We start from the raw sequence: 19,202 nt of genomic DNA on the forward strand, positions 1-19,202 counted from the left end.
GAGACGGCCGCCGGGCGATCGGAGGAGCGCGTGCGCATGACGCGCATCCGCCAGCGCATCGCCGAACGCCTTCTGGAATCGCAAAGCACGACGGCGTCGCTGACCACGTTCAACGACGTGGACCTTTCCGCGGTGATGGAACTTCGGAAACAGTACAAGGAGCCATTCCAGAAGAAATACGGCATCAGCCTCGGGTTCATGTCGTTTTTCATCAAGGCGAGCATCGAGGCGCTCAAGGCTTTTCCCTCGGTGAACGCGACGATCGACGGCGAGGAGATCGTCTATCGCGGCTATTACGACATCGGCGTCGCGGTCAGCTCGGATCGCGGGCTGGTCGTTCCGATCATCCGCGACGCGCAATTCCTGTCGTTCGCCGAGACCGAGCAGGCCGTCTCCGATCTCGCGAAGCGCGCGCGCGACGGCAAGCTGACGATCGAGGAGCTTACCGGCGGCACGTTTTCCATTTCCAACGGAGGCGTGTTCGGCTCGCTTCTCTCCACGCCAATCCTGAACCCGCCGCAAAGCGGCATCCTCGGCATGCACCGAATCGAAAAGCGGCCGATCGTCGTGGAGGACCAGATCGTCATCCGGCCGATGATGTACCTGGCGCTGACCTACGATCACCGCCTGATCGACGGGCGCGAGGCCGTGAGCTTCCTTGTGCGCATGAAGGAATGCCTCGAAGATCCGCGCCGCATCCTGATCGAGGTCTGACATGGCCGACACTTTCGATCTTGTCGTCATCGGCGCGGGCCCCGGCGGATATGTCGCGGCCATCCGCGCCGCGCAGCTCGGTATGAACGTGGCGTGCGTCGAAAAGGACGCAACCCTGGGCGGAACGTGCCTGAACGTGGGGTGCATCCCGAGCAAGGCGCTTCTCGAATCCTCCGAGCTCTATCACAAGACGAAAAAGGAATTCGCGGCGCACGGGATCGAGGCCGACACGCGGCTTGACCTGCCCAGAATGATGAAACGCAAGGAAGCCATTGTCGGGCAGCTCACGAAGGGCGTCGAGGGGCTGTTCAAAAAGAACAAGATCGAGCGCGTTTCGGGCGCCGCGCAATTCGTCGATGCCAGGACTGTGCGCGCCGGCGACCGGACGCTGACGGCGAAAAACATCATCGTCGCCACCGGATCGGTGCCCGCGTCGTTGCCGGGCATCACGATCGACGGCATCAACATCGTCGATTCGACCGGCGCGCTGGCGTTTGGCGAGGCGCCGCGACGGCTCGTCGTCATCGGAGCGGGGTACATCGGCCTGGAGTGCGCGTCGATCTGGTCGCGGCTGGGCAGCGAGGTGACGATCCTCGAATACCTGCCGCGCATCCTGCCGGGCATGGATTCGGAGACCGCCGCGCAAGCGCAACGCATCTTCAAGCGGCAGGGGCTCGCGATCGAAACGGGCGTGCGCGTCGCGGGCGCGATCACGGATGCCGCGGGCGTGCGCGTGTCGGCCGGCGGCGGTGAAGGAGAAACGCGCACATGGGAGGCCGACAAGCTGCTCGTCGCGGTCGGGCGAAAGCCCAACACCGAGGGGCTTGCGCTCGACGCGGCGGGCGTCGCCACGGATGACAAGGGACGGATTGCCGTGAACGAGCGCTGCGAGACGAATGTCGCGGGGATCTTTGCGATCGGCGACGCGGTCCGCGGGCCGATGCTCGCGCACAAGGCGTCCGAGGAAGGCGTGATGGTCGTCGAGCGGATCAACGGCGTCGCCGGGCACGTGAACTACAGCGCGATCCCCGGCGTGGTTTATACCAATCCGGAGATCGCGACCGTCGGACGCACCGAGGACGATCTGAAAGACGCGGGCATCGAATACAAGAAGGGCTCGTTTCCATTCGCGGCGAACGGCCGCGCCAAGGCGCTGGAATCGAAAGAAGGCTTCGTCAAGATTCTCGCGGATGCGAAGACGGATCGCATTCTCGGCGCGCACATCATCGGGCCGCGCGCGGGCGACCTGATCCACGAGCTGGTCCTGGCGATGGAATTCGGCGCGTCCGGCGAGGATGTGGCACGCACCTGCCACGCGCATCCGACGCTCGCCGAGGTGGTGAAAGAGGCCGCGCTCGCGCTCGGCGACGGGCCGATCCACATCTGAAAAGGCTGGAAGACTGGATGGCTGAAAGGCTGGAAGGTCATTGCAGGTAGCTCGCGCATGTGCGCGTCGCTTCCTTCGCTCCGCTCAGGACTTGCGGCCTTGACGTCGCAAACGCACAAGCAAAAACCCCGCCGGTTTCCCGGCGGGGTTTGTTTTCAGGCTTGGAAGGGCTTAGCAGCCGCAGCCGCCGCCGCCATCGTCGTCGTCGTCGCCGCCGCCACCGATGCCGTCGTCGGTATCGTCGTCGAAGTCGTCGTCGATGCCGTCGGTGTCGTCATCGTCGTCGGTGTCGTCATCCGCGTCGTTAATGAACGCGATGCCGTCGACGAACTCGCTCTGGTCGGTCATGAGGGCCCAGTAGAATCCGTCGGTCGCATCGGCGTCGGTCTGCGCGGTGAAGCCGAAGTCCAACGACTCCTGCTCGCGGATGTCGCCATAGGACTCGCTCGTCACGACGCCCGTGAACATCCAGCGGATGCCCGGGAGGCCCTGATCGGAGTACGTTTCGACTTCCCAGCTACCGAACTCGGGATGCAGGGCATCCGGCGCGTCCAGTTCGCCCGTGTCGAGGACGTAGTCGGAGGACGGGAGCAGCATGCCGACGTCGTTGATCCAGCGACGGAGGTCGCCGGCCACCGACGTGTTGCTGACGGTGAACGCGAAAGCATACGAGGTATCCGCCTCGAGCGCTGTCGGGTTCGAGAAATCGACCTCGGCGGTAAACGCATCGACATCGGTGTCGTCGTCATCCATGTCGTCGTCCGCCGCGGTGTCATCGTCCATCGCGGTGTCGTCGTCCGCCGCGGTGTCGTCGTCCTGCGCGAAGGCGACGGATGTCGCGAGGAGCAACATCGCCAGAAGCATGATGGTGGTTCGGAACTTCAACTTCCCTTCCTCCTTTGGCTCAACCGCGCCCGGTCAATGGGGCCGGACGGTAAACGGAACTTGAGCGAGCCTCAACCGGTTTGCGAGATCGAAACCCTCTGCACGCCAAATCTTAACTGTCGAAATATAGCACCGGGAAAATTCGCCCGCAAGCGGTTTTTTTCAAAAACGCAAAAAATTTCGGGTAATTTCCCAATATGCCGTTTCCTCTCAGGCGCCGGGCTTTGCCGGCGGCGCGGGAGCCCGGCCGAGCTTGGCCAGATACCCGATCGCCACGCGATTGTCCGGCTCGCGCTTAAGGACGCGATCGAACCATGCCGCCGCGGCGTCCGGGTGTTCGAAATTGAACGCCAAAATCCCCAGCGAAAGCATGGCTTTGACGTTATCGGGTTCCAGTTTGAGAACCTTGAGGAATGTCCGCTGCGCGATATCCGGATGGTTCTGGTCCGAGGCCAATATCCCCATGCCAAGGAGCGCACGAACGTTGACCGGATCGATCTCGAGGGCTTTTTTCAACTCGGCGTGCGCCTCGCGCTTGCGCTCCGCGGCAAACAGCGCGTTTCCGAGCCCCGCGCGCAATTCCGCATTATCCGGTCTTATGGCGACCGCGCGCTCGATATGATCGAGCCCCTGCTGCACGCGGCCCATGCTGAGGTAGGCATTGCCCAGCAGGTCGTGCAGGTCCGCGTCGTCCTCGCCGGCGAGGCTCATGGCCGTCTGAAGCGGTTCGATTGCGCGCGGGAACTCGCGCAGCATGATGTAATTGCGCCCGATCTGCGTGTGAACGCGCGGGCTGCGCGGCACGAGCTTGAGCAGCGCCTGATACCAGCGGTTCGACTCCTCCCACTCGCCGAGCTGCTGGAGCACGAATCCGAGCTGCTCCAGGGCCTTGATGTTCTTGCGGTCGATCGCCAGCGAGCGCTTGTAATACTCCCGCGCCTTTTCCGGATCGCCCATCATCCGGTAAATCTCGCCGAGATTGAATTCGACCGCCGAGTTGTGCATGTGCCCGCGACTGGCGAGCTTCATCATCTCGAGCGCCTTGTCGTATTCGCCCTGCTTGGCATACACGCCGGCGAGGTCCGAATAGATCCACGTCGGCTCCTCGCGGTCGCGCGGGGAGAGGTATTCGATCGCGAGCTTCAGCGTCGCTTCCGCCTCCTCGTATTCGCCGGTGATGCTGTAGATGTTGCCGAGCATCATGTAGAGCAGCGGCGCGTTCGGCGCGCGCTCGAGCGCGTCGTTGAAAAAACGCGCGTTCGTGTGCCAGTCCTTGTTCCGCTCGATGCAAAGGAAGGTGTACGTCACCATCAGCACCGCCGCGACCGCCAGCGCGCCGGCACGGTGACACGCCGCGCCCCATTTTTCGTCCGCCCGCAGCCCTGCGATCCCGCCGGCAAGGCGTGTCAGCACGATCGCGACCACGAGCAGAAACGCCGCGGACGGGATATAGACGAATCGTTCCGCCGTCATGAAGCCCATGTCGCGCGGGCCGGAAATGCGGATGAAGTTCGACAGCGGGCCGAATGAGATCAGAAGGAAGCCGAGCGCGAAGAACATGCGCCGGTCTTTCTCCCAGGACGCCCACAGCCACCAGATGAGTCCGCCGAGCGCGACAAGCGCGATGATGACCTTGGGATTGAATGCGCTCTGGATCAGCGGATTCTGGATGTAGCCCGACTGGTAGAGCGGCCAGGCCATTTTCATGAGGTAGTAGGCGATCGTCCAGAAAAACGACATCAGCGTGGGGATCGCGCCCCACGGGTCCTTGGCCTGCGTGGAGAATTCGATGACCGCAAAGCGGAACAGGGAGTAGCCTGCGATGACCGCGATGAAGACCGCGAGGCTCCACGCAAACGGCAGCAGCCGCCGCCAGGACAGGCCGGTCACGAACGTGACCAGATAAAGGACAAGGACGGCCGGCAGCATGATGGCCATTTCCTTGGACAGCAGCGCGACCGCGAAACTGGCGGCCGACACAAAAAGCCAGCGGGCGCGCCGCCCCGCTTGCGTGGCGCTTTCCTCGGGCCCCGCCGGAGGGAATCCGGGCCGCGTGATGCCTTTCATGCGGGCGAATCGCTCGGCCCAGATCATGTAGGCCAAAAGCGCCCCGAAAAAGAACATGCCGCAGATCGAATCCGTGCGCCCGGCGATCCAGGTGACCGTCTCCGTATGAATCGGATGCACCGCGAAAAGCAAAGCCGCCAGAAACGGCGCGGCGGCCTTGCCGTCGAAAAGGCGCAGGAAAATCAGGAACAGGAAGATCGTCGCCAGGACGTGCGTGGCGATGTTGGTGATGTGGTAGCCGGCCGGGTTCAGCCCCCAGAGCCGGAAATCGAGCATGTATGTCAGCGTGACGATCGGCCGGTAGTAGCCGTATTTGCGGGCGTTGTCCTGAAAACCGAAGAAATCCCGCGTGAAGACGGACTTCACGAAGCTCAGATCGCGGATCTGATAGTCGTAAACGATGAGGTTGATGTCGTCCCAGACGAACTGACCCTTGGTCGCGTTGGCATAGGCGACGACGCAGGCGAGAAGGAGCACAAGGCCGATCAGCACTTTGCTCCGCGGTCGCGTCATTCCAAAAATCCTCGTGTTTTCCGGGGCGTTGTTGGCTTGCCCCGCCCTCCCCGTTTTCGGGCGCGCGCATTCTAGGGACGCGGTTTGCGCCGGTCAACGGCGCGTCAGGCTCCTGGCGGCGCGGCGGCGGCGGTGTCGAGCCGGGGTATCGACGAGGGTTTCCCGCGGTCGCCGAGAAGATCGAAAACGTCCGCCGCAAGGTATGTCGCCGTCAGAAAGACGTAGTGCCCGAGCATCCAGGTCGTGGGGATCATGTAGTACGCGTATTTGTTCGGCACCTGCTCGCGGAACGCGAAGAACACGGGAATCATGAGAAAGACGAAAGCGTCGGAGATCGCGTTTCGCAAGCGCCATCGGCCGCCTTCGTCGTCGAGAAACAGCAGCGTCGCGTAGAGCGTCCAGTAGTAACGAGACAAAACGAGCGCCGTGAAGATGAAAACGTAGCCGAGAAGGAAGGCATCGTTTTCGCGCCGGCGAAGGACCGCCAAAAGGAACAGCAACGCCACGGCGGCGCGCGAGACGTTCGCCAGGGTTTCCTGACGCTCGTAAGCCTTTTCCCGATGCCTTCCGATTTGCACGGCCGGCGTCGCCAGATCGTCGATGAACAGGTGTTGCAGGCCGATGCGTTTGGGGCCCAGGTAGTGCTTGGCGGTGTGGTGCCCGATCTTGACGCGGAAATCGCGCCAGACACTCAGGCCGCGCGGATGCATCGCCCCCATCCCGAAAAGCACGATCATGAGCGCCGCCATCGCGCCGGCGAATTTGAGGCGTTCGGGGCGGATGCGCCGTTCGCGGATCGCGTCGATGAGCCACACAATGCCCGCCGCGGCGATCAGGAACGCGGGGAAGATGCGCGTCATGACCGCCCACGCGAAAAACGGCGTGGACGCCAGGTATTTCTTTTTCGCGAACAGGCAAAAGCCCGCGACGGTTCCGAAAAACCAGTCCCAGCGGATGTAGCCCGCGACGGTGATCTGCTCGTTGGCGTAATACGCGAAGAAAAACGCGGCGAACGCGGCCGCGACGCGCACGCCAAAGGCCCACCCCACGAAAAGGAAGCTCGCGAGGATCAGAAGGTGGTCGAAGCCGAACAGGATCACGCGCCCAGCGGGATTGTGCAGCGATACCGCGTTGGCCAGAAACGAGCCGAGCGTGTTCCACGTGGGCGTCGCGTTGTAGCCGTGGTCCTTGAACAGAAGCTTCCAGCGATGCCGGGGGATCTGCCCCTTCATGTATTCAAGATCCTTGACGAATTCCGCCCACCGCTCCGGCGTGAAGTCGTCGCGTTTATCGATCCGCCCGATGAGGAACGGTTGCGGGCGCAGCCGGTAGGAACGCATGTCGCGCGCGGCGCTCACGTGCGAAAGCCAATCGCCGTTCTCGTTCGCGGCTTTTAGCGTGTAATTGTAAAGGTAATCGTAGCGGACCTCTTTCGAATACTTGGATCCCAGATAGTAGTGGTAAATGTTCCAGTACTGATCGAGACGCCCCGCCAGCAGGTTCTTTGTCGGCGGCCAAGCCTCGATCCAGGTGACGTACAACGCAAGCGCGACGAGGACGCCGGTGATGGCGCGTTGCGCTCGCCGCCGATCGCGCGAGACGAAACGGCCCGCGACAAGAAGCGCGGCGACGAAGATCGCCACGGCGCTTTTCTTTTCGCCGGGGCCAAGGTCTTTTTCGTCGTCGATCCAGTCGACCGGCAACGCGAGGGTCTCCGCGATGTCGCGGGCGTATTCCACGATGTCGAGCCCGTGGCGAAGCACGTAAAACAGCGGCCCCGCAAACCCGATGACCGCGAACGCGATGATGGCGACGTTGAGCGCATGTCGGCGGCGTTCATAGTCGGCAAGATGGCGGGAGATGGCGTCGATCATACGCATGGTGATGTATCCGCGCGCGAAATTTCGAGGCGCGCAAGGCGGGGATGATTTAGCGCGACGCGCGGTGGGCCGCAAGGGTGGCCTCCCACTCCCCTTGCCCGCGCCCGTGCCCGATGAACAGGGCTTATGGGACCCATGTGGCCTATAGGTCCGACGAACAAGGTTTTTCGTCGCGGCACGGCCGGGCTGTTCGATCCTCTATCCTCAATCCTCAATCCTCTGCTAAACCCTCCCCATGCGTACGGTCTTCATGGGCACGCCCCGATTTGCCGCCATCGTCCTTGCGCACCTTGTCGAAAACGGCCGCGCGCCGGCGTTGGTCGTCAGCCAGCCCGACCGGCCGCGCGGGCGGGGGCGGCACCTGGAACCGACGCCGGTACGCGCCGTCGCGGACGAGAGCCATCTGCCGCTCTTTCAGCCCGAAAAACTGGATGCCGAGGCCAACGCGCGCATCGCGGCCGAAAAGCCCGAACTCATCTTCGTCGCCGCGTACGGAAAGATCCTGCGCCCGCGCCTTCTCGACCTGCCGCCGCTGGGGTGCGTCAACGCGCATGCGTCGTTATTGCCGAAATATCGCGGCGCCGCGCCGATCAACTGGGCGATCATCCGAGGCGAGTCGGTCACCGGCGTGACGATCATGAAGATGGACACGGGCGTGGACACCGGGCCGACGTTCCTTCGCCGCGAAGTACCCATCGCGCCGGACGACAACGCCGCGACGCTGACCGACAAGACCGCGCACGTCGCGGGCGAGCTGGCCCTTCTTGCGCTCGATGCAATCGAGGGCGGATCCGCGGAGTTTGCACCGCAGGACGACGCGCACGCGACTTACGCCCCCATGCTCGAAAAGGACGACGGCCTCATCGATTGGACGCACACCGCCGGCGACATCGATCGTCTGATCCGCGGCGTCACGCCGTGGCCGGGCGCGCGCACGACGATCCGCGGACACGACGCGACGATCATCGCCGCGCGCCCCGAGCGTGGCGTGACCGGCGAGCCGCACGTGGTTCTCGAGGCGGGCAAAAACGGCTTGCTGGTGGCATGCGGAGACGGCGCGCTGCGCGTTACCGAGATCAAGCTCGCCGGCCGAAAGGCGATGGCTGTCGCCGCGCTGCTGAACGGGTTTCCGATCGAGGTCGGCGAAAGGATCGGCGCGTAGATCGCGACATCGGAGTGTAATCGGGCGGTAACACGCGACGCCGGAGCCGCAAACGAAGCCGCCACGCTCCGAGCGGGGCGGCGAAGTGCGCGGGCGGCAGCGCGCCGGGATAAACGCATCTAGCGAGGCGGCGCAGCCCGCGCGCTGTCGATTGCGGCTCCGACCTTTCAGACTTTTCCGTTTGACAGCCTGTTCGCTCTCGTGCCATTCAGAAGGCCGCCTTCAAGAAAACGAGGTTCCGTCGCCCGTGCGCCCCGGCGAATCGATATCTGACGAACTATTCGGTGATCCCGCCATCGAAAACCCGCTGTTTTACGAGCGCGGGCTCTGGCGGCGAGGCGTGCGCCTTGTCGCGGGCCTGGACGAGGCGGGGCGCGGGCCGCTGGCGGGCCCGGTCGTCGCCGCGGCGGTCGTGCTTCGCGAGGACGTGGACCTGCCGGGCGTGACCGACTCGAAGCTGCTGACGCGCGACGAGCGCGAGGCGTGCTTCGTGCGTATTCTGGATGGGGCGACCTTTGTAACGGTGGCGGCCGAATCGCACGCGACGATCGACCGCATCAATATCCTCGCCGCTTCGCTTCGGGCGATGAGCCGGTGCCTCCGGATGTTGCCCGAACCGGCGCACCACGCGCTCGTCGACGGCAATCAGCGCGTGCCGACGCTGGTGCCGCAGACGACGCTTGTCGAGGGCGACCGGCGTTCGCTGTCCATCGGCGCGGCGAGCATTGTGGCCAAGGTGGTGCGCGACCGCGTCATGCTCGCCATGCACGCCAAATGGCCGCATTACGGTTTTCGGACGAACATGGGGTATGGAACGCCAGAGCATCTCGCGGCGCTGGCGCGCCACGGTCCCTGCCGCATCCACCGCCGCTCGTTTCGGCCCGTGCCCGCGGAGCGCGATTGAAATTCCCCTGGTCGCGGAAGACGGCGCGCGCCGATCCGCGCCGCCGGCTCGGCGACGCGGCCGAACGCCTGGCCACGCGGCACCTGGAGGACCTCGGCTACCGCATCCTCGCGCGCAATGTCGTGTTCGATATCGGCGAAATCGACATCGTCGCCGAGCACGACGGGTGCGTTGTCGTGGTGGAAGTCAAAAGCGCGAAGGAGTCGCCCGGCTTTTCGCCCGCCGACCGCGTCAACGCGAAAAAACGCAAAAAGCTGCTTTCGCTTGCGCGTCGCTTTGCCGCGACGCATCGGCTGACCGGCAGCGCCTTTCGATTCGACATCGTGTCGGTCGTCTATCCGACCGCCGGGGAGCCGCGCATCGACGTGTACCCCCGTGCGTTCGATGCAGCGGGCCGCCCGGCCTGATGCCTCCATTTCGTTCGCGCCTGCCGTCGTTTGGCATTTTCCGGCGCATCCGGCAGCGCCTGATCGTGACCTACGTGCTTTTGACCGTTCTCATGGTTTCGGTGATCGGCACGCTTTTTTACTACATCGCCCGCGACGCGCTGGACGAGGAAATGGGACGGCGCCTGGTGATGGTCGCGCAGATCGGCGCCGCGCGCCTTGACGCGGAGGCGGTGGCGTCGCTGCGCCCGTCGGACGAGGAGAGCGAGGCGTACAAGCGCGTCGTGCAGACGCTGAAATCGCTTTTGGATCTTGGCGCGGCGAGCCGCATCTACATCATCGGGCCCGACAACCGGAGCCTGGCGGATACCGATCCGTCGGTGCGCATCGGCACGGAGTATTACCGCTTTGCCGCGCAGTCGTTCGAGATCGACACCGCGGCGTCGGGCATTCCGGTCGATTCGGCCGTGTTCCGGGGGCGCGACGGCGCCTGGTACAAGTCCGCGTTCGCGCCGATCCGCCGCGGCGGCGAGGTCGCCGGCGTCGTGGGCGTGGACGCGGACGTGACGTTTTTCGCGGTGTTGCGCCGCATCACGCGAAACCTTTTCATCTTCGCGTCGTTCGCCGTCGCGATGATCGTGTTGGTGAGCCTGCTTCTGGCCATCGGGTTCGAGCGACCGATCCAACGGCTCGTGCACGCGGCGCAGCGCCTTGCCGAGGGGGATCTGCACGCGAAAATCGAGCCGACGAGCAGGGATGAGATCGGCTTTCTGGCGACGTCGCTTGAGACGGCGCGGCAGCGCATCGTGGAACGCGACCGCAACCTGCAGATGCTGCAGCGCGGCATCGCGCACGAGGTTCGCAATCCCCTTGGCGGTATGCGGCTATTCTGCGATATTCTCTCGGACGAATTGGCGGGCGACGAGGAAAAGCGGGCGCACGTCGACAAGATCCGCCGCGAAATCAGCGGGCTCGAGCGCGTCGTCAACGAGTTTCTCGATTTCACGCGCGAGTTGCCGCTTGATCCGGTGCCGGTCGTGGTGGGCGAGTTTCTGACCGACCTTCTCGACCGCTACCGCGGCGCCGAGGCGACCGGCGTCAAGCTGGCCGTGGAAATCGACGAGAGCGTCCGGCGCGCCGTCTTTGACCCCGCGCTGGTGCGCCGGGCGCTGTTCAACCTGATCAACAACGCCATTCAGGCGATGGCGGGCGGCGGACGGCTGACGATCCGCGCGCGGCGCGACGGACCGGCGATCGCGATCGACGTCGCCGACAACGGCGCGGGGATCAAACCCGAGGTGATGGAACACCTGTTCACGCCCTTTTACACGACCAAGGACAAGGGCACCGGGCTCGGCATGCCCTTCACGAGGAAGATTGTGGAACGTCACGGTGGAACGATGCACGTGGAAAGCGAAGCGGGACGCGGCACGACCGTGACCATCCGGCTTCCGCAGGAGCGATAGATGGCGCGCGTACTTGTTGTCGATGACAACACCACGATGCGGGAAGGCATGGAGGCCGTCATCGCCCGCATGGGGCATCAGGTCGTCGGCGCGGCCGGCGGACGGCAGGCGGTTGGACTTGCCGAAAAGACCAACTTCGACGTCGTCCTGACGGATCTCAAGATGGAGGAGATGGACGGCATCGAGGTCACGCGCCGCATCAAGGAGATGAACCCCGACACGATCGTCATCGTCATCACCGCTTACGGCACGATCGAGGTGGCGGTCGACGCGATCAAGAGCGGCGCGTTCGATTTCGTGCAAAAGCCGTTTGCCTCCGACGTCTTGCGCCTGAAGGTGACGCAGGCCCTGGACTGGGCGGACCTCGCCCGCGCCAACGAGATTCTCGAGCAGCAGAATCGCTATCTGCGCACGGCGGAGTCCGCCGGCTACGCGATGGACCAGATGATCGGCGAATCGCCCCTTCTGGCCGATATCCAGAAAACCGTGGAGAAGGTGGCCCGCGGCGATTCCACCGTGTACATCCATGGTGAGTCGGGCGTCGGCAAGGAGCTGATCGCGCGGGCGATCCACGAAAAGAGCCCGCGCCATGACAAACCGTTCATCAAGGTGAACTGCTCGGCGCTTGCCGAGGGCGTGATGGAGTCGGAGCTGTTCGGGCACGAGCGCGGCAGCTTCACGGGCGCGGTCAAGCGCAAGGTCGGCCGATTCGAACTGGCCGACGGCGGCACGCTGTTCCTGGACGAGATCGGCGACATCAGCCCGGCGATGCAGCTCAAGCTCCTTCGCGTCTTGCAGGAACGCGAGTTCGAGCGCGTGGGCGGCCAGCAGACGTTGCAGGTGGACGTGCGCATCATCTGCGCGACGAACAAGGACCTGAAGGAAGAGGTGGCTCGCGGCGCGTTCCGCGAGGATCTGTTCTATCGCCTGCACATCATTCCGATCTACGTGCCGCCGCTGCGCGAACGGCGCGAGGACGTCGGCCTTCTGGTGCACCACTTCCTGAAAAAGCTCGGGCCGCGCACGCGCAAGAAGATCGCGAACATCGACGAGCCCGCGATGAAGGCGCTTGCGGAATATTCCTGGCCGGGCAACATCCGCGAGCTCGAAAACGTCATCGAGCAGACGATGGTGCTGTGCGAGGGGCAGGTCATCCACCGCGACGACCTGCCGTCGTTTGTCACCCGGGACGAGGGCGTGCACGCTTATCGGTCCTTCCTTGGCGAGCGGCCGCTCAACGAGATTCTCGAGGATATCGAGCGAGGCCTCATCAAGGAGGCGTACGAGAAATCCGGCAAGGTGAAGACGGAAACGGCAAAGCTCCTTGGCGTCAAAACCAGCGCTCTCTACTACAAGCTCGAGAAGTACGGGCTTCTTTGAAAGCGCGTCGCACGATTCGGAGGCGCTCCCTTCGATGCTGACGCGGCGCGCCCTCCCCTTCGTTATGATCCTTTTCGCGGCGACGCTGCTTCTCGCCGCGCTCGCGCGCGCGGCGTCTCCCGAGGTTCCCGCCGATATCAAGGGCCTGGAGCGGCAGGCCACGCTTTTGCGCGAGCAGGTTCTCGACCTCGAAAAGGCGCGCGCCGCGCAAAAGGAACGCATCGACGACCTGGTCCGGGAGATCGACAAGATCCGCGCGGGCGGCGACCCGGGATTCCTGGAAAAGCGCCGGCTCGAACGCCTGCTCGCCGAATCGCGCGAGGCGGGCGAGCAGCTTGAGACGACGGTCGCGCGGATCGACGCGCTGCGCACCGAATACGGGCGGCATCTGCGCCGCGTGCACGACGCCTACACCCGCGAAATGGAGCGCGCCGCGGAGCAGCTCGCCGTGGAGAAAGAGCGCGGCCGGCTGGCCGAGCTGACCTCGTATTTCCTGTTATTGCGCGACCGCCGGCAGGCCTATCGGCCGCCGGGCGCGGCGGTGCCCGCGGGCGACATGTTCGTCGTGGAGATCGCGGGGGACGATACGCCCGCCGCGCTGCGTTCCAAGCTCGACCTCATGAAACGGCGCCTGTCCCGCGTCGACGAGATCGTCAAACGCATCGACACGGAGATCAAGGCGCTTTCCCGCGAGCTCGATCTGTCGCGCCAGATTCAGGGACTCGTTTCCGAATACAGCCTGTTCGACGACGCCGCCGTTTTCGCGCCGGGGCCGCGCACGCACGCGGCGCGCGGCGACGAGGGACCGTCCACGCCCGAAACCGGCGACGAATCCGGCGTGCACATCTCGCCGATCGAGGACGGCTCCGCCGGCGCCGGCGCCACGGAGATCACCTCCTCGATCGAGCAGGAAATCCGGCGCCTGAAGGGACTGCGTTCGTATATGCGTGAACTGCGCGAGGCGCTCACCAAGCGCATCCGTGAGATCGAGGGGCGCCTGGCGGCGCCGGCCGGCCGGCGCGAGGACGCCCGCGGGCCGATTGCGGCCGGGCCGACTCCGATCCGGGAGGTGAGGTCATGAGACGATCGCCCGCAAGGACCGTCGCGGCCTTTGCCGTCGCGAGCCTCGTTTTGGGCTTTTTGACCGCGCCGGCGGCGGCGGAGAGCCCGGCCCTGCGCGCGACGGCGACCGTGCTGGCCGAATACGATGACAACGTTCGCAAGGTCGTCAACGATCGCGAGGCGGATTTCCTCGCGCGCGTTTTCCTCGACGCGCGCCTTGGCCTCGGCCTGTCCGACAATAACCGCGTGGCCGCGTCGTACGCGCTCGGCGCCAAGAAATTCCTCGAACTCGACGACGAAGACACGCTCATCAACCAGCTCGGGATTCGCCTGACGAACACGAGCCTCGGTGCGACGTATCTGGGCGGGGAGGCGATCGGCAAGTTGCGCAACGTGCGCGACGGCCAGGAGGACTACAACAAGCTGATCGGCCGCGCGTTCGTGGGCCACCACTTCGCGCCGGATGTCACCGGCGAGATCTTCGCGGGTTACAGCCGGTTCGATTTCCGCACCTACGATTTCTACGACTACTGGACGCAGTCGGTCGGTGCGCAGACGGTCAAGCGCTTTTCACGCGACATTCACCTGGGGCTGCACTACACGCTCGAGGACAAGCACTACCCGTTCTTCGCGTACGAAAGTTTCCGCTCGTCGACGGGCGACGTTTTCCTGCGCGAGGGGGACGATCTGCGCCAGGACACCCTGCACGAGGTCGGTTTCTTCCTCACGAGCCCGCGGTTCATCCTTGTCACTTTCGGCTACGATTTCCAGATCAACGACTCCAACTCGTACGGCGATATCTATTACAACCACCGCCTGCGGCTGACGCTCTCGCGCTCGCTCACGGACGATCTGAACGCGCACGTCTTCGCTATCGCGAATTTCCGCGACAGCTATCAGGAGGTGCTCATCCCCCACAGCTTCTCCGTGGAGGAAGACGACGAGAACTTCAACCAGGCGATCGCGAAGCTGAACTACCGCATCGCGGAACACCTCTGGCTCGAGGCGCGCTACGGCCGCTTCTGGAGCCTGTATTCGGTGCGGCAATTCAACTACACGAAAAACACCTATGCCCTCGGTCTCACCGCCGGATTCTGATATCGCCGCGAAGCGCATCGCCGCGGTCATCCCCGCGCTCAACGAGGCGGGCACGATCGCCGAATGCCTGCGCGCGATTCTCGCGGAAACCGGCGTCACGGCGATCGTCGCCGATGGCGGCAGCCGCGACGGCACGGTCGAAATCGCCGCGCGATTTCCGAACACGATCGTCATTACGTCCGCGCCCGGCCGCGCCCGGCAGATGAACGCGGGCGCCGCCGCGGCGCAAGGCGAGATCCTCGTGTTCTGCCACGCGGACACGATCCTGCCCAAGGGCTGGGCGGACGCGGTGCGGGCGACGCTTGCCGACCCGGGCGTCGCGCTCGGCGCGTTCCGCTTCGCGCTTCCCGGCAGACGCGCGGCGTATCGCGTCATCGAATGGGGCGTCGCGCTGCGCTGCGCGCTTTTCGATCTGCCCTACGGCGACCAGGCGCTTTTCGTGCGCGCGGCCGATCTGCCCGCCGGCGGATTCGCGCCGCCGCCCGCGATGGAAGACGTTGAATTCGTTCGCGCCATGCGCCGCCGGGGCGGCGTCGCGCTGTTGCCCGCGCCCGCCGTGACAAGCGATCGCGCGTGGCGGCGCAACGGCGCGATCCGCCGCACGCTCGCGAACTGGAGCGCCGCGCTGCGATATCGATTTCTGGCGCGTTCGCGCGAGTGGACGCGCGAGGATCATGTCAAATAGGCCCGCCATCGCGCTGTTCGCCAAGGCGCCGGTGGAGGGCCGCGTCAAAACGCGCCTGGCCGCGGGCATCGGCGACGCGGCCGCGTGCCGGATTTATCGGGAACTTGGGCGGCGCGTGTACGGTGAGTTGGCGGCGCTTTTCGGCGCCGAACTTATCGTCTTCGCGCCCGAGGGCGACGACGCGGCGGCGCTTCGCGGGTGGCTCGGCGACGATATCCGGATCAAGACGCAGCGCGGCGCGGACCTTGGCGCGCGGATGGAGAACGCGACGACGCTCCTTTTCGACGGCGGCGCGGCGTGCGTGCTGATCGTCGGCTGTGACGGCCCCGAGTTTCGCGCGGCGCACGCACGCGAGGCGATCGCGGCGCTCGCGACGCACGACGCGGTCTTCGCGCCGACGCACGACGGCGGCTACATCCTCGCCGGCCTTTCGCGGCCCCGGCCCCAACTTTTCTCCGGACTCGCTTGGGGCGGCGCGGACGTTCTGGCCGACACCCTTCGCATCGCGGAGCGCGAAGGAATAACTGTGCGCCTGCTCGAGACGCAGCGCGACCTGGACGTTGCCGCCGATCTCGAACATTTCCCCGATTTGCGCGCGATGGCGCACGGCGACACGCCCGCGCCATGACGCCGAAGCGTTCGACGCAAAACGCGCGGGCGCGCGCGTTCCTGGAGCACTTTGCCGCCCACTACGCGCGGCCGGACATGCTCGCGCGCGACCCCGTGTTTTGCGCGCGGCGGTATCCGCGCGAGGAGGACCGCGAAACGGCGGCGTTCGTCGTCGCGCCGCTGGCGTACGGGCGCGTCGCCTCCGTGATCAACGCCGCGAATTGCGTGCTCGATGGCCTCGGCGAAAATCCGCATGACGCGGTGTTGAACTTCCGCGCGAAAAGGGACGGGAAGCGGTTCGCGGGATTCGTCCATCGCTTCACGACCGACGCCGATGTCGCCCAATTTCTCGATCGGACCGCCGCGATGCTGCGCGAGCATGGCCGCATCCGACACGCGTACGGTGCCGCTCGCGGTGACGATACGCGCGCGACCCTTACGAATTTCGTGACGGCGTTTCGCGGCGGCGCGACGCTTCGCCCGCACGTGCGTTACCTGCTGCCCGATCCCGCGGAAGGCAGCGCGTGCAAGCGCGCAAACCTGTTTTTGCGCTGGATGGTGCGGCCGGACGACGGCGTGGACATGGGATTGTGGCCGGAGGTATCGCCCGCGAATCTGGTGATGCCGCTCGACACGCACGTCGCGCGCATCTCTCGCTGGCTCGGATTATTGACGCGAAAGAGCGACGACTGGCTTGCGGCCGAGGAGGTGACGGCGAGCCTGCGCCGGATCTGCCCGGAGGATCCGCTTCGTTTTGACTATGCGATCACGCACGCGGGGATCAGCGGGAAGTGGAGGCAGTGGGAGCCGTGACGAGTTTCGAGTGACGCGTGACGAGTGCATCGCATCTCACGCGGAGGCGCGGAAAAGCGGAGGGTTGCGGAGTTGTGCTACGTCAGAGCCGCGACCGTCAGGGAGCGGGTGGTATCGCTCCGCCACGAAGTACCCGCTCCCTTACGGTCGCGGTTCGCATCGTCGGCGATTGGGGCGGCGCGAAACCCGCTCCCTGACGGTCGCGGTTCGTATTGTCGGCCCATCACTGATTCATCGAATTCAGGAACTGCTCGTTCTTTTTGGTCTGCGTAATCTTGGCGAGGAGAAACTCCATCGAGTCGATGGGGTTCAAGGGCGAGAGCACGCGGCGCAGCACCCAGATGCGCTGCAGCACGTCGCTCGGGAGCAACAGCTCTTCCTTGCGGGTGCCGGAGCGGTTGATGTCGATCGACGGATAGATGCGGCGGTCCGAGAGCTTGCGGTCCAGGTGGATTTCCATGTTGCCGGTGCCCTTGAATTCCTCGTAGATAACCTCATCCATGCGGCTTCCGGTGTCGATGAGCGCGGTGGCGATGATCGTCAGCGAGCCGCCCTCTTCCACGTTGCGCGCGGCGCCGAAGAAACGCTTGGGCTTGTGTAGCGCGTTGGAGTCGACGCCGCCCGACAGGATCTTTCCGGAGTGCGGCACGACGGTGTTGTAAGCGCGCGCGAGGCGCGTGATGGAATCGAGCAGGATGACGACATCCTTCTTGTGCTCCACGAGGCGCTTGGCCTTTTCGATGACCATCTCGGCGACCTGCACGTGGCGCGTGGCCGGTTCGTCGAAGGTGGAGCTGATGACCTCGCCTTTCACCGAACGGCTCATGTCGGTGACTTCCTCGGGCCGCTCGTCGATGAGCAGCACGATGAGGTAGATCTCCTTGTGGTTGTCGGTGATCGCGTTTGCGATCGCCTGCAGGAGCATCGTCTTTCCGGCCTTCGGCGGGCTGACGATCAGGCCGCGCTGGCCTTTTCCGATGGGGCAGAGCAGATCCATGACGCGGGTGGAATAGTTTTCCGGATCGTGCTCGAGCTTGATGCGCTCTTCGGGGTATAGCGGGGTAAGGTTGTCGAAGAGAATCTTGTCCTGCGACGCCTCGGGATTCTCGAAGTTGACCATCTCCACCTTGAGAAGGGCGAAGTAGCGCTCGCTCTCCTTGGGGGGGCGGACCTGGCCGGAGATCGTGTCGCCGGTACGCAGGTTGAAGCGGCGGATCTGGCTCGGGGAGACGTAGATGTCGTCCGGTCCGGGGAGATAGTTTGAGTCCGGCGCGCGAAGGAAGCCGAATCCGTCGGGAAGGATTTCAAGGACGCCCTCGCCGTAGATCGACCCCTGGCGCTCCGTATGGGCCTGGAGGACGGCGTAGATCAGATCCTGCTTGCGCAGGCCCGTGGCGTTTTCCACCTCGAGATCGCGCGCCAGGCGAAGCAGATCGCCGATCTTCTTCTCCTTCAACTCCTGAATGTTGAGCGTGTTGCCGCCGCCCGCGTCGCCCGATTCGCCCTTGCCGCGTTTGCGCGGGCGACCGGACTCGACATCCACGTTCTTCTCGGACTCACTCATGGAAAACTCCGAAGACCATCAAGGGGAATCCGCCGCGCGCCATGCGCCAGGATCGATGGTCTCGAAAATGCGCGAGACGGTTTGTCCGCCTCGAAACGGTTGTTCGTTGGGTTTCTACCGCGGGCCTGGTGATTGGAGGCTTTCCAATCGCTTCGGGTTATCAGGAAAATCGGCCCAGGGCCGAATCGGGCTTGGAAAACTGGCGGTACCTGATGCGGTTATTCGCGATAGTAAGACCGCGCCCGAATCGATGTCAAGGTTTTGCGCCGGCCCGCAACACCGCGGCGATTTGACGCCCCGTGACGCCCTTATCGCGCCGGTGGCTGAAAAAGGCGCGCGGCTCGCACGCGGTGCACCGGCGCACGATCGTGACGCGCCCGGCCGCAAGCCCATGCGCGATCAATGACCGATAAGCGATGCCGGCAAGATCGATCGTCAAGCGAGTACCGTCGTCGTAAACGGCGTGGGCGCCGCCGGGAACCTCGTCGCGAAACATGCCCGCGAGATCGCGCCCGACCTCAAAGCAGCACGGCCCGATGCCCGGACCGATCGCGGCGACGAGATTCTCCGGCCGCGCGCCGAGGGCGTCGAGCGCGTCGATCGCGGCGCCGGCGACATCCGCCGAAA

At 64.8% G+C, this 19,202-nt stretch carries 17 protein-coding genes; 12 read left to right on the top strand and 5 right to left on the bottom strand.

Annotated features, from left to right (window positions below; all coding sequences use genetic code 11):
• Together sucB and lpdA are read left to right on the top strand one after the other, a co-directional pair.
• Positions 1–714 (top strand): dihydrolipoyllysine-residue succinyltransferase (gene sucB, locus K8I61_03255; protein MBZ0271027.1); only part of this gene is annotated, 714 nt, incomplete at its 5' end.
• A 1-nt stretch (position 715) separates the two neighbouring features.
• On the top strand, positions 716–2,101 hold the full coding sequence (lpdA, locus tag K8I61_03260; protein ID MBZ0271028.1) for a dihydrolipoyl dehydrogenase: 1,386 nt from the start codon (positions 716–718) through the stop codon (positions 2,099–2,101).
• Between the two features lie 171 nt (positions 2,102–2,272).
• Here the strand turns inward: lpdA and K8I61_03265 are convergent, their stop codons facing one another.
• The 3 genes from K8I61_03265 to K8I61_03275 all read right to left on the bottom strand — a co-directional run bounded on the left by K8I61_03265 (position 2,273) and on the right by K8I61_03275 (position 7,446).
• Positions 2,273–2,986, bottom strand: coding sequence for a hypothetical protein (locus tag K8I61_03265; protein ID MBZ0271029.1), 714 nt, complete (start codon positions 2,984–2,986; stop codon positions 2,273–2,275).
• Positions 2,987–3,196: 210 nt separating this feature from the next.
• Positions 3,197–5,566: a tetratricopeptide repeat protein gene (locus K8I61_03270; protein MBZ0271030.1), complete on the bottom strand. Its 2,370-nt coding sequence runs from the start codon at positions 5,564–5,566 to the stop codon at positions 3,197–3,199.
• Between the two features lie 104 nt (positions 5,567–5,670).
• Entirely contained in the window at positions 5,671–7,446 is a 1,776-nt protein-coding gene (locus K8I61_03275; GenBank protein ID MBZ0271031.1) for a hypothetical protein, read from the bottom strand.
• Positions 7,447–7,681: 235 nt separating this feature from the next.
• Here K8I61_03275 and fmt point away from each other — a divergent pair, with 235 nt between their 5' ends.
• The 10 genes from fmt (at position 7,682) to K8I61_03325 (ending at position 17,011) form a co-directional block, all read left to right on the top strand.
• Positions 7,682–8,608: a methionyl-tRNA formyltransferase gene (fmt, locus tag K8I61_03280; GenBank protein MBZ0271032.1), complete on the top strand. Its 927-nt coding sequence runs from the start codon at positions 7,682–7,684 to the stop codon at positions 8,606–8,608.
• Positions 8,609–8,903: 295 nt separating this feature from the next.
• A complete protein-coding gene (locus K8I61_03285; protein MBZ0271033.1) occupies positions 8,904–9,512 on the top strand; it encodes a ribonuclease HII in 609 nt (202 codons plus the stop codon).
• A complete protein-coding gene (locus tag K8I61_03290; protein ID MBZ0271034.1) occupies positions 9,509–9,919 on the top strand; it encodes a YraN family protein in 411 nt (136 codons plus the stop codon). The genes K8I61_03285 and K8I61_03290 overlap by 4 nt, the downstream gene beginning before the upstream one ends.
• Positions 9,919–11,364, top strand: a complete 1,446-nt coding sequence (locus tag K8I61_03295) for a HAMP domain-containing histidine kinase (GenBank protein ID MBZ0271035.1) — start codon at positions 9,919–9,921, stop codon at positions 11,362–11,364. The genes K8I61_03290 and K8I61_03295 overlap by 1 nt, the downstream gene beginning before the upstream one ends.
• Positions 11,365–12,744, top strand: a complete 1,380-nt coding sequence (locus tag K8I61_03300) for a sigma-54 dependent transcriptional regulator (GenBank protein ID MBZ0271036.1) — start codon at positions 11,365–11,367, stop codon at positions 12,742–12,744.
• Between the two features lie 34 nt (positions 12,745–12,778).
• Positions 12,779–13,825, top strand: coding sequence for a hypothetical protein (locus K8I61_03305; GenBank protein MBZ0271037.1), 1,047 nt, complete (start codon positions 12,779–12,781; stop codon positions 13,823–13,825).
• Positions 13,822–14,904 carry a hypothetical protein gene (locus K8I61_03310; GenBank protein MBZ0271038.1) on the top strand — a complete coding sequence of 361 codons (1,083 nt, stop codon included), beginning with the start codon at positions 13,822–13,824 and terminating at the stop codon, positions 14,902–14,904. The genes K8I61_03305 and K8I61_03310 overlap by 4 nt, the downstream gene beginning before the upstream one ends.
• A complete protein-coding gene (locus tag K8I61_03315; protein MBZ0271039.1) occupies positions 14,876–15,589 on the top strand; it encodes a TIGR04283 family arsenosugar biosynthesis glycosyltransferase in 714 nt (237 codons plus the stop codon). The genes K8I61_03310 and K8I61_03315 overlap by 29 nt, the downstream gene beginning before the upstream one ends.
• Positions 15,579–16,217: a TIGR04282 family arsenosugar biosynthesis glycosyltransferase gene (locus tag K8I61_03320; GenBank protein ID MBZ0271040.1), complete on the top strand. Its 639-nt coding sequence runs from the start codon at positions 15,579–15,581 to the stop codon at positions 16,215–16,217. Before K8I61_03315 ends, K8I61_03320 begins: the two co-directional genes overlap by 11 nt.
• On the top strand, positions 16,214–17,011 hold the full coding sequence (locus tag K8I61_03325) for a TIGR02757 family protein (GenBank protein ID MBZ0271041.1): 798 nt from the start codon (positions 16,214–16,216) through the stop codon (positions 17,009–17,011). The genes K8I61_03320 and K8I61_03325 overlap by 4 nt, the downstream gene beginning before the upstream one ends.
• Positions 17,012–17,234: 223 nt before the next feature.
• On the opposite strand, the gene rho is transcribed toward K8I61_03325, so the two are convergent.
• Both rho and K8I61_03335 read right to left on the bottom strand, forming a co-directional pair.
• Positions 17,235–18,575 carry a transcription termination factor Rho gene (gene rho, locus K8I61_03330; protein ID MBZ0271042.1) on the bottom strand — a complete coding sequence of 447 codons (1,341 nt, stop codon included), beginning with the start codon at positions 18,573–18,575 and terminating at the stop codon, positions 17,235–17,237.
• A gap of 253 nt (positions 18,576–18,828) precedes the next feature.
• The coding region (locus K8I61_03335; GenBank protein MBZ0271043.1) for a polyphenol oxidase family protein at positions 18,829–19,202 on the bottom strand (374 nt) is incomplete at its 5' end.

It is taken from the genome of bacterium, from assembly GCA_019912885.1.
GTDB lineage: Bacteria > Lernaellota > Lernaellaia > JACKCT01 > JACKCT01 > JAIOHV01.